The sequence below is a fragment of the Tessaracoccus antarcticus genome (assembly GCF_003688855.1).
GTDB lineage: Bacteria > Actinomycetota > Actinomycetes > Propionibacteriales > Propionibacteriaceae > Arachnia > Arachnia antarctica.
Genome location: NZ_REFW01000001.1, coordinates 706,490 through 718,014, shown reverse-complemented (window position 1 = coordinate 718,014; position 11,525 = coordinate 706,490). Strand labels below are relative to the sequence as shown.

General features: G+C 67.9%; 8 protein-coding genes. 4 read left to right on the top strand and 4 right to left on the bottom strand.

Features of this window, described 5'->3' with window-relative positions; translation table 11 throughout:
- The first annotated feature begins 1 nt into the window (after position 1).
- Entirely contained in the window at positions 2-3,784 is a 3,783-nt protein-coding gene (locus EAX62_RS03015; RefSeq protein ID WP_121900165.1) for a S8 family serine peptidase, read from the top strand.
- A 140-nt stretch (positions 3,785-3,924) separates the two neighbouring features.
- On the opposite strand, the gene iolD is transcribed toward EAX62_RS03015, so the two are convergent.
- The 4 genes from iolD to iolC are packed head-to-tail and all read right to left on the bottom strand — an operon-like array spanning position 3,925 to position 8,550.
- On the bottom strand, positions 3,925-5,814 hold the full coding sequence (gene iolD, locus EAX62_RS03010) for a 3D-(3,5/4)-trihydroxycyclohexane-1,2-dione acylhydrolase (decyclizing) (RefSeq protein ID WP_121900164.1): 1,890 nt from the start codon (positions 5,812-5,814) through the stop codon (positions 3,925-3,927).
- Between the two features lie 2 nt (positions 5,815-5,816).
- Complete coding sequence (gene iolB, locus EAX62_RS03005; protein ID WP_121900163.1) at positions 5,817-6,701, bottom strand: 5-deoxy-glucuronate isomerase; 885 nt, start codon at positions 6,699-6,701, stop codon at positions 5,817-5,819.
- Entirely contained in the window at positions 6,698-7,561 is an 864-nt protein-coding gene (locus EAX62_RS03000; protein ID WP_121900162.1) for a Cgl0159 family (beta/alpha)8-fold protein, read from the bottom strand. The genes iolB and EAX62_RS03000 overlap by 4 nt, the downstream gene beginning before the upstream one ends.
- Positions 7,558-8,550 carry a 5-dehydro-2-deoxygluconokinase gene (iolC, locus tag EAX62_RS02995; protein WP_121900161.1) on the bottom strand — a complete coding sequence of 331 codons (993 nt, stop codon included), beginning with the start codon at positions 8,548-8,550 and terminating at the stop codon, positions 7,558-7,560. Before iolC ends, EAX62_RS03000 begins: the two co-directional genes overlap by 4 nt.
- Positions 8,551-8,693: 143 nt before the next feature.
- Here iolC and EAX62_RS02990 point away from each other — a divergent pair, with 143 nt between their 5' ends.
- The 3 genes from EAX62_RS02990 (at position 8,694) to EAX62_RS02980 (ending at position 11,510) form a co-directional block, all read left to right on the top strand.
- Positions 8,694-9,437 carry a GntR family transcriptional regulator gene (locus EAX62_RS02990; protein WP_121900160.1) on the top strand — a complete coding sequence of 248 codons (744 nt, stop codon included), beginning with the start codon at positions 8,694-8,696 and terminating at the stop codon, positions 9,435-9,437.
- A 109-nt stretch (positions 9,438-9,546) separates the two neighbouring features.
- Entirely contained in the window at positions 9,547-10,626 is a 1,080-nt protein-coding gene (locus EAX62_RS02985; protein WP_121900159.1) for a transaldolase family protein, read from the top strand.
- A 149-nt stretch (positions 10,627-10,775) separates the two neighbouring features.
- Positions 10,776-11,510: a hypothetical protein gene (locus EAX62_RS02980; RefSeq protein ID WP_121900158.1), complete on the top strand. Its 735-nt coding sequence runs from the start codon at positions 10,776-10,778 to the stop codon at positions 11,508-11,510.
- The last annotated feature ends 15 nt before the right edge of the window (positions 11,511-11,525 follow it).

The window sequence follows — 11,525 nt, the reverse complement described above, 5'->3', positions numbered from 1 at the left end:
AATGTCGCAACGCTACGTTGTCATCCACAGAACCGAGACCCACAGACCACTCGTCGAGGCTGAGGGAGTCGACGTCGTGAGTGCGCTGGACCGCGGCTTCGTCATCGACGCTGATCCTCCTCAGGTGGCGAACCTCCAGAAACAGGGGTGGCGCGTCAAAGCCGTTCGAGACCCGCACACGCTGCGTCTCTTCACCTACGAGATCGACACTGCGGAGGGCACAGTGCCGCCGACACCGCCCGAATTCTCCACACTCGAGAGCGACGACGGCATCAACCACCTGCTCCAACTCGTGGGACCGGTTCAGGAGTCATGGCTCGCGACGCTCGCCGAGCGTGGTATCCGCATCGTCGAAGCGGTCAGCCCGCACGCGTACTACGTGCGTGGCGACGCTGCGGCGGTTGCGTCGACAACTGCACTGGAGTTCGTCGAGTGGACCGGTCCGCTCTCGCCCGCCTACAAAGTGAACCCGGAGCTGCTGAGCGGGAACGCCGAGGCCGGAGCCGATCGCGGTCTGGGACCCATCGAGGCGGTCGACATCGGCGTCCTCGACGAGGGTGACATCGACGGCGTCGTGGAGCTCGTGGTCGCCCTCGGTGGGAACGTGGTGGCGATCGGACCCGAATCATCCGATGCCTTCCGCAGCATCACCGCGCAACTACCCACGGAAGCACTCCCCACGGTTGCTGCGCGCGACGACGTGCGCTGGATCGACGCGGTGCACGCGCCAGTGCTCGAGGACGAACGCAGCGCGCAGATCGTCATGGAGGACCTCAACGCGACCCCGGCACCCAACACGCTGCCGAACACGGGATACGCCGCACAGCTGACGGCACTCGGCATCGACGGCGCGGGCGTCACGATCGCGGTGTGTGACACCGGTATCGACACGAACGATCCGGCAACAGTTCACGCCGACGTGGCCGGCCGCCTCGCGTTCGTCGTCACTTCAACGGGGGCGGCCCTCGCCGGCGCCGACACCGATGGGCACGGAACGCACGTCGCCGGTATTGCCGCCGGCAATGGAAGCTCCGGCGACGTCGACCCGCAGGGGTTCCTGCTGGGACAGGGCGTTGCCCCCGCCGCCGACGTCGGGTTGGTCCAGCTCGGAGGCACCGTCGAGGCGCGCGTGCGCCAGTCGGCCCTTCAGGGTGCCGATGTCATGAACAACTCATGGTCGATGAATGGCGCCGGGTACTCGGCGGACGACCGCACCATCGACCTGGGCGTGCGGGATGCCGACCCCACCGCCACGGACCAGACACCGATGGTGATCGTGTTCTCTGCGGGCAACAGCGGGTCGGGCGCCAGTACCGTCACGAAGAACCCGAAGAACGCGATCCTCGTGGGCAACTCGTTGAACGCGCGGCCGGGTGAGATGACCCAAAACGACGACATCCGCGGGTTGGCAGGGACCTCGTCGCGCGGTCCCGCCACGGACGGCAGGATGCTGCCCACCGTGGTGGCACCCGGAACAGACATCATTTCCACCTTCAGCCCGGTGGGTTTTCGCAGCGCGCCCTACACCGACACCGGTGGCACGCTCCATCCGGTGCACGCACCGATGTCGGGAACATCGATGGCGTCGCCGCATGTGGCGGGCAACGCTGCGCTGCTGATCGACTGGTGGCGTCAGACCCGCAATGGCAGGACGCCGAGCCCCGCACTGGTCAAGGCGCTGATGATCTCGTCCACCGAGCCTGTGACGGGGGGTGCGGACGGCGCAGGGGGAACGATCGCTGCCGGACCCAACAACAACGTGGGGTGGGGTCGCGTCTCCATCGAGAACGCGCTGCTCCAGTCCCCCGCCGCGGATCGCGGACCGAAGATTCTGGTTGATCAGCGACAGGCGTTCACGGCGATGGGCCAGGAGTACACGATTCGTGTGGCCGCCGCCGATGCAGCACTGCCGCTGCGCGTGGTCCTGTCGTGGTCGGATGCCCCGGCCACCATTGGCGCCAACCCGGCGCTCGTGAACGATCTGGATCTCGAGGTGCGTCACGTCCCCACGAACCAGGTCTTTCTCGGCAACGTCTTCGCCGGGGCATTCTCCTCGACGGGTGGCGTCGCCGACGACCTCAACAACACCGAGGCTGCCGTCATCCAGAACCCGACCGGCGTCTACGAGGTCACCGTCATCGCGGCCAACATCGCAGCGTCCGCCCGCACGGACATCGCGGGACCATGGCAGGATTTCGCCCTGGTCATCGACAACGCCGAGGTACCTGCGGGCGACCCCGTCAGCGTTGTCACGGTGCTCGATCGATCGGGCTCGATGCAGACATTCGGCTACGTGGACATCGCCCGCCAGACGTCGCGACAGTTCATCGATCTCATGGGAGTCGACGACTCCGTCGCGGTCGTGAGCTTCGGCAATTCGGGCGACGTGGAATACCCGGGAACGGGCATTCCCCAGCAGATCGTGGACCAGAGCACCCGGGACGCTGCCACCGCAGCGGTTGACGGCGTCGGGTTCGGCGGATGCACGTTCATGGGAGCGGGCATCCAGAGGGCGGGTGGTGTTTTGTCCGGATCCGGAACGCGTCGGGCGATGGTGCTGCTCTCGGACGGCTACGACAACAAGGGGTGCGACGAGGCCAACCCTGCCAAACCATGGGCGGTCGACGCGGCAGCGGCGCTGCCTGCCGATCTGCCCATCCACAGCTGCGCCATGGGCCCGGCATCAGATCAGACCCTGCTGGCAGAACTGGCCAACAGCACCGCCGGCCGGTACTACTTCATGCCGACGATCGACGACCTCTTCGAGATCTACAACTACATCCGGGGTCAGGTGACCGGCGACGGCGTCATCGTCAACGAGTCGTCCATGGCATCGGTGTCGCAGGTGTCGGGCTGGGTCGACGGATGCGCCGAGTCGGCCATGTTCACCGTCGCGTGGCACGACAGGACCCTGCGACACGTGTCGAGGGAGCCCAAGGGTCCGGGCGAGATTGCCGTGCGGCTCCGCTCTCCGGGCGGCCGCTGGCTGCCCCGCTCGGCCACTGAGTTCCTGCGGCACGCCGGCGACGGGTACGTGAGCTTCACCATCCACGACCCGCAGCCGGGCCGCTGGACGGTCGAGGTTGCCACCGACCGTCGACAGCACACGCCCTACACCGTGGGCGGTTTCGTCCGTTCACCCCTCACGCTGCAGCTGGACGTGCCCACGCTCGTTCGTGCCGGCGACGTCATCGACGTGAAGGCCACCGTCGGGGACCGTCGCGGCGGTATCGACGGCATCAGGGCGCGGGCCTCCATCACGTCTCCGGTCGCGCCAATCGCCGACGTCCTCGACACGTACCGCGACCAGTTCTCACGCATCACGTTGCCGCGAGACTTCCGCTCTGACGGGAAGCCCGAGGTGGGCCGCGCCGAGCTTGCCCGGCTCGTGCTTCTCAGGGATCAGCTGATGGCGACCACCGGTGAGGACATCCTTGCCCCCAGGAATGAGAGCCTCACTCTCGGGGGGACCACGCTGAGGCCCGCGCGTCCGACCCGGCTCGATGCCACGCCGTCGAGGCCTGTGAGCCGCTTCGACGGCCTCTCCGCCACCGGTGGCGGAGAAGGCAGCGTGGCCACCGTGCATCCCGGCCGCATCACGGTGAGCGACCCGCGACTCGTGCTGCGTCCCCAGCGTGTCGGTGTCCTCGCCGGCACCCATGAGCGGACGAAGATCCCCGGCAGCTACTCCGTCACCGTGACGGCGACCGGCTTCAGTCCCACCTGCCAGACGCGTTTCGTCCGCAAGGACTTCGCGAGCGTCGTGGTGGTGGACAAGGGCTGATCGACAAGGCGTGGTTCCCCTGCGGACCCATCATCCAGGTGTTCGCACAGTGCGCAGCCTGAGTCAGGAGCCACGACCCCGTCCAGCCGGCGGTCGTGGCTCCCCGGCGTGCGCCGGGATCACGTCCCCGGGACGGCAGGTCAGCGAAGGTAGTGGCGCTGGGTTGCCTTCATGGACTCGTACCAGTCTCGGGCCTGCTGCGTGGACTCGATGCGGGACACCTCTGACACCGGCACCTCCCACCAGCTGGAGGAGGGCGGGTTGGGGCCCATGAGGTCGGTCTCGATGTGGATCATGACGGCCCGATCCATGGCGACGGCCTCGGCGTAGGCCTCCTTGAACTCGGCGATGGTCGTCACCCGCAGCACTGTGATGCCCCAGGACTCGGCGTTCGCGGCGATGTCCACGGGCAGCAGTTCGGCGTCGACGGTGTGGCCCTTGCCCGCCTTCCGGTAGCGGGTACCGAAGCGCTGCGAGCCGAGCGACTCCGACAACCCGCCAATGGAGGCGAAGCCGTGGTTCTGCAACAGCACAAGGATGACCTTGAGCCCCTCCTGCACGATGGTCGCCAGCTCCATGGGCAGCATCTGGTAGGTGCCGTCGCCCACGATGGCCACCACCTCCGAGTCCGGGCGGGCGAGCTTGACGCCCATGGCCGCGGGGATCTCGTAGCCCATCGTGGAGAAGGCGTACTCCACGTGGTACTGGGCGGGGGTGCGGGCCTGCCACAGGCACTGCAGGTCGCCGGGCATGGAGCCTGCCGCGTTGATGACGACGTCGTCGTCGCCCATGAGCTCGTTGAGTGCACCGAAGACCTCGGTCTGCGCCGGCAGCGGCCCGTGGCCGAGGTGGTAGCACTCGTCCGTGATGCCGGCCCACTCCTCACGGAGGCGGGTGACCTCGGCACTGTAGTCGTTGTCCACGCGGTGCCCCTCGAGCGCCGAGGTGAGGGCCGTGAGGGCGTCGCGGGCGTCAGCGACCACCATCTCGGCCGCGTGCTTGGCTGCGTCGAATGCGGCGACGTTGATGTTGACGAACGTCACGTCCGGATTCTTGAACTGCGTGTGGGAAGCGGTGGTGAAGTCGGAGTAGCGGGTACCGACACCGATGACCACATCCGCCGCCTCCGCCAGCTTGTTGGCTGCCGAGGTGCCCGTGGACCCGACGCCGCCGACGGCGCACTCGTGATCGAAGTTGATGGCACCCTTGCCGGCCTGGGTGTCAGCCACGGGAATACCCGTGGCCGTCGCGAAGTCCCGTAGCTCTTGGCTGGCACGGGAGTAGACCGTCCCACCGCCGGAGACCACGAGGGGACGCTTGGCGCGGCGGATGATGGTGGCGGCACGTTCGATGGCGACCGCTTCCGGCGCGGGACGACGGATCCGCCACACGCGGCGGGCGAAGAACTCCTCGGGGAAGTCGTGGGCCTCGGCCTGGACGTCCTGGGGCAGTGCGACGGTGACGGCGCCGGTGTCGACGGGGTCCGTGAGCACCCGCATCGCGGCCATGAGGGAGGGCACGAGCTGCTCGGGGCGCTCGATGCGGTCGAAGAACCGGGACACGGGACGGAAGCAGTCCGTGGCCGCCGTCAACGGGGAGGTGGGGTCCTCCACCTGCTGCAGCACCGGGTCGGGGTTGCGGGTGGCGAACTGGTCGGAGGGGAACAGGAGCACCGGCAGCCGGTTGGTGGTGGCCACGGCGGCACCGGTCACCATGTTGAGCGCGCCGGGCCCGATGGACGACGTGCACATCCACGTCTGGCGACGCTCCGTGGCTTTCGCGAAGGCGGCGGCAGCATTGACCATGCCCTGCTCGTTGCGGGGCATGATGTAGGGCATCTCCCCGCCGTCGGGCACGGGGTCCAGCTCGTTCTGCAGCAGCGCCTGTCCGATGCCGGCGACGTTGCCGTGGCCGAAGATGCCGAAGGCGCCCGCGATGAGTCGCTGCTCCTGCCCGTCGCTGTCGGTGTACTGGTTCACGAGGAAGCGGATGACGGCTTGGCCGACTGTGAGGCGAACTGTTGCGGTCATGGTCACTGTCCTTGGGTGGTGAGGGGAGTCATGGGGAGGCGGGGGTCGACGTCGGCGTCCGCCCACGTCTCACGGATCCACGTGTAGTGGGGGTCGTCGGTCATGAGCCACGTGGCGTCCTCGGCGGGGCCGGCCATGACATTGAGGTAGTACAGGTCGTAGCCGGGCGCGGCGATGGAGGGCCCGTGGTAGCCGTGCGGCATGATCACGACGTCGCGGGAGCCCACTTCGGTGCACACGTCGATGTCATTGCCGGGAGACGGGTAGATGCGTTGCAGCGCCATACCGGTGGTGCCGTTGGCGGCGGGCCGGACCTCGTAGTAGTAGATCTCCTCCAGCACGCGCTCGTTCTCGTTGTGCTCGTCGTGCTTGTGGGGCGGGTAGGAGGACCAGTTGCCGCCGGGGGTGAGCACCTCGCACACCAGCAGATGGGAGGTCGTGAGCCTGTTGCCCAGCGCGTAGTTGTTGACCTGGCGCGAACAGTTTCCCGTGCCGCGGAGAGACGTGATCACGTCGGAGGCCGGGCAGTGGCGGACGGGCAGGTCGGCGGTGGCCTTCGACCCGGGGAGTGCGAACCGGCCCCCTGCCTCGCTGCGGATTGTCGCGGTGACACCTCGTGGGAGGTACAGGTAGTCGGTGACGGCGGTCCACACCGCCTCGCGGCCGGCCAACTCGTGGACCTGGCCCGCCACCTCCACGGTGCAGGATCCAGCAAGCGGCACCACGAGGACTTCCTCCCCGCCCGTGGAGATCTCCTGCGAAGCCCCGGAGGGCAACCCCAGAACCCGGATGGAACACCAGTCCCAGCCAGCGCGCTCCGCGTCCACGTCGGTTTCGAAGTGACCATGGCTGGTCGAACCGGATGGGATCACGTACTTGTCGTTCACAGAACCTCCACGAGTTGGTCCACGGCAGCAGCGACGTCGCCGCCCCGCGGGAAGAGCAGTGCTCGCCCGATGACGAGCCCCTTGACATTGGGTATGCGCAGCGCGTTGCCCCAGGTCCGCACCGAGGCGTCGAGATCGTCGGACACCTCACCGCCCAGCAGCAGGCAGGGCAGCGTGGTGGCCGCCATGACGCGCTCCATGTCCTTGACGCACGGTAGCTTCAGCCAGGTGCGGGCGGACGTGCGGCCCAGCCCCGACGCGATGGCCATGGATCGCATGACCGCCTCGGGCGTGAGGTCGTTGGTGAGGACACCGTCGCGCCGACGGGAGATGAACGGCTCCACGAGTGCGATCCTCTGCGCCGCGGCAAGTTCGTTCACGGCGCGCGCGGCGCGCTCCAGCGTCGGGGAGGTCAGCGGGTCTGCAAGGTCGATCCGCAGCAGCATCTTGCCGCCGTCAAGACCGGACGAGACGATGCCTGCCGCGTCGAACGCCGTCATGCGGTCGTCCACCTCGAAGGTGGAGCCGCCGAGACCTGAACGGTTCATGGAGCCGAACACCGTCTTGCCGTCCAGCGCCCCCAGCAGTGCCAGGTCCTCGACCATGTCGGGAGTACCCAGGAAGCCGTTGACGCCGGGCCTGGACAGCGCCGTGCAGACGCGTGCCAGCAACTCCTCACGCGACGACAGTGCCAGGGGGTCACCACCGGCGCCGAGTGCACCCCGTGCCGGGTGGTCTGCGGCCACCACCATGAGGTGTTCGCCGGGCTTCCTGCTGGCCGGCACCCGTCGGGCCAGTGCATCGGCGACAGCATCCGGGGCCGAGAACCGGATGTCGGAGAGGCGTTCCACGAGACTCATCGGAGGTGATGCCCTGGTCGCGGTTCGCCTGTGGAGCCGAGGAGCGCCTCAACCTCGGTGGTGGTGGGCATCGCCGTCGAGCACTCCAGCCGGGACGCCACGATGGCGCCGGCAGCAGAAGCGAAGGCGATGGTGCGGTGCAGATCCCAGCCGTCCAGCAGGCCGTGGCAGAGCGCACCACCGAAGGCGTCGCCGGCGCCGAGTCCGTTGAGTACCTTGACCCGCGTCGCCGGCACGAACGAGCGCTCGTCACGCGACTTCGCCAGCGTTCCGGTCATGCCCTGCTTCACGACGGCGATGTCGACCCCGCGCTCCAGGAGGGCGTCGGCGGCCCGCTCCGGGTCGGTCTCCCCCACCGCCACCCGGCACTCCTCAATGTTGCCGATGGCCACGTCGACGCGAGCCAGCATCTCGCCCACCTCATGCGTGGCGGTGGCCTCGTCGCTCCAGAACCGAGGACGGTGGTCAAGGTCCAGGACGCTGAGGCCGCCCGTTCGTGCGCTGACGGCGGCGTGGTGGGCAGTGCGCGACGGCTCGACCGACAGACCGCTGGAGGTGAGCCAGAGGATCTTGTACTCGCGGATCCTGGACGGCAGGTCCGCGGCCGTCAGTTCCAGGTCGGGGGTGGTGGGCTGCCGGTAGAAGTAGAGGGGGAAATCATCTGGCGGGAAGATCTCGCAGAACGTGACGGGGGTGTTGAAGGCGGCGTTGGTGACGACGTGGGACGCGTCGACCCCGAGGCGGCCGAGCTCCTTGATCACGAATCGTCCGAAGGGGTCATCGCCCACGCCCGTGAGGACGCTCGCCCCGTGGCCGTGCCGTGCCGCGGCCACCGCCACGTTGGTGGCGGAACCGCCCAGGAACTTGCCGAAGGTGGCCACGTCCTCGAGCTTCACCCCCACCTCGAGGGGGTACAGATCGACGCTGCAGCGACCGATTGTCAGGACTTCGGGCGTCCAAGAGTCATCCACCTCGACGACCTCCTTCATCCGCCGTCAGTCTGCCCCAGTCAACGAAAGCGGTCAACTCTTTGTCCATACATGGCAAGGGGCCCACATCCGGCTACGATTGGCCTCCACCAGCCGGGCGCACCGCACGGGACGCTCCAACACCGGACATGAGGAGGGGTTGCATGGACAAGGCCTACACGCCGGCGATCACGATCGACCGCGACTCCGCCCTCCCCCTGTACGAGCAGATTGCACGCCCCATCGAGGCGGCCATCACCTCCGGTGAGCTGCCGGCGGGGGCCATGATCGAGGACGAGGTGTCGATGGCGGCCCGCCTCGACGTCGCACGCCCCACCGCCCGCCGCGCACTCCAGGAACTGGTCGCCAAGGGACTGCTCTCGCGGCGCCGGGGAGTGGGTACGCGCGTGACCCCCACCCACGTGCACCGGCCCATGAAGCTCTCCTCCCTCAACGAGGACCTGGCGGACGCGGGGTTCACCCCCTCCACCAAGGTGCTGAGCTACCTCGTGAGGGAGGCGAGCGCAGAGGAGGCCGAAAACCTCGGCATCGCCGCCGGGGAGGGCGTGCTGTCCGTCAGCCGCCTCCGGTACGCCGACGACAAGCCACTGGCCATCCTCACCAACGTCATACCGTTGGACATCGCCCCCACGTGGCAGGAACTGGGGACCCAGGGGCTGTACCGCTGCCTCGGCCTCCGAGGCGTCCAGATCGCCTCGGCGCAGCAGGAGATCGGCGCCCGCGGAGCCGACAGGGACGAGGCGGAGATCCTGGGCGAGGAGGTCGGCGCACCCCTGCTGACCATGCACCGCGTCGGACGCAACGCCGAGGGACGCCCCGTCGAGATCGGCAATCACGTCTACCGGCCCGGCCTGTACTCCTTCAAGTTCTCCCTCTTCAGCAGCTAAACCCGTCATTTGTACTAACAAGTGCTTGACATGGTGCGAACATTCGAGTTCAATGAGGGCGTCGCACACCTGACGGCGAGGATGCCGTCCGTCCTTCCAGGAGCACTCGATGACTGACTTGTCCCCCACCCCCGGACCACTGCTTGACGCCGCCCGCACCACGAAGACGGCCCTGTGGAACGACTCCTCGGATCTCGACGAGCTCACCAAGTCAATTTCCTGCGGGGCAGTGGGTGCCACCTGCAACCCCGTCATCGCCTACACCACCATCAAGAATCACCTCGACGCCTGGACCCCCCGGCTGCGGGCCATCGCTGACGCCCACCCCACCTGGGGCGAATCCGAGATCGGCTGGCAGGCCGTCAAGGACATGTCCGTGGAGGCCGCGGCGCTCCTCAAGCCCATCTTCGACGAGCACAACGGCCGCAACGGCCGCCTGTCGGTCCAGACGGATCCCCGTCTGCACCGCGACGCCGCCGCGATCGTGGCCCAAGCCGTCGAGTTCAGTGAACTGGCCGAGAACATCGTCGTGAAGATCCCCGCCACCAGGGTGGGGATCGACGCCATCGAGGAGGCCACAGCACGGGGCGTCAGCATCAACGTCACCGTGTCGTTCTCCGTCCCGCAGGCCGTGTACGCCGCCGAGGCCATCGAACGCGGCCTGAAGCGACGAGAGGACAACGGCCACGACGTCTCCCGCATGGGCCCCGTCGTCACCATCATGGGCGGGCGTCTCGATGACTGGCTCAAGGAAGTGGTGGCGCGCGAGGGCATCTTCTTCGACATGTCAGCCCTGGAATGGGCGGGCGTCGCCTGCCTCAAGAAGGCGCATGCCATCTTCACCGAGCGTGGTCTTCGGTCCCGCGTCCTGTCGGCCGCGTTCCGCAACGTGAACCAATGGGCGTCGCTGGTGGGCGGCGACCTCGTGGTGTCCCCCCCGTTCAAGTGGCAGCAGATCATCAACGACTCCGGCTACACGGCCGTCTCGCGCATCGACGAGCCCGTTCGCCAGGACTACCTGGACGAGCTCAACCGCCTCGAGGACTTCCGCCGTGCCTACGACGAGCACGGCATGACGGTGGAGGAGTTCGAGGACTTCGGACCCACCCGCAAGACGCTGCGGCAGTTCCTGGCCGCCGACGCGGACCTCGACGCACTCGTGCGCGACATCCTCGTACCCGCCCCGTGATCCACGCGCGGTGACGGACGGCTTCTGCCCCCTTGGGGGCAGAAGCCTCCTCATTTTCATGCGCAGGGTCTATGCATGATTATCCAGAGCTTTTATTCTTGGATGCATGTCGGGCAACGCTGGAGCGTCCGGGACGATCCGGGCGGATCGTGGCTGGACACCGTGCGCGCCACGTCCCCACCGACGAGGGTTGGCCGCCCGACGTGGTCATCGTTACTGATGCAGCCCGGCGACGCCCCGGAGAGATGGAGCATCATCGCATCCCCCTTCCTGCGGCTCTGTCCATCGGTGTCGTGGCAGGCGCCCTGGCGGGTGGGGTGTGGGCGCTGGGCGCGGCCGGGTACACCCCATCCCCCCCGATCCCTGTGACCCTCGACACATTTCCCGGTGAACTGTTCGGGGAGTCACGCGACGACCCCGCGCCGCTGGCTCGCATCTCCACTGGCGCCTCGGACCTCGACGGCGCATTCGAGGTGCAACTCGTGGCCCACCGATTCGCCTACGGCGGGGACGGCGCCACGATCCACTACGGCGGGCGCCTCAGCCTGACGATCGTCAACGGCATCCTGACACCGTCGGTGCCACGGGACGGCACCATCGGCGTGACGTGGCGAACACAGGAGCCCCGACGTGTCGTATCCCTGCGGGCCGCCGACGTGCGATGCATCTTCGAGCCCGAAGGTGTCATCGACAGCGTCACGGCCACCGGGGAACTGGGAGGCCTTCTGAGCGAGGGCACAACCGAGTGTGTCCTCGTGGACGCCGAGCGGAACCTCAGCCTCCGGATCGCAGAACTCCGCACGGCCCCCGGCAGCGACGCATCCACCACCGCCGACTCCTTCCGCGACGCACTCCGGAGCCTTCATGCAGCCCTCATCGATTGACGCATCCACACCTTT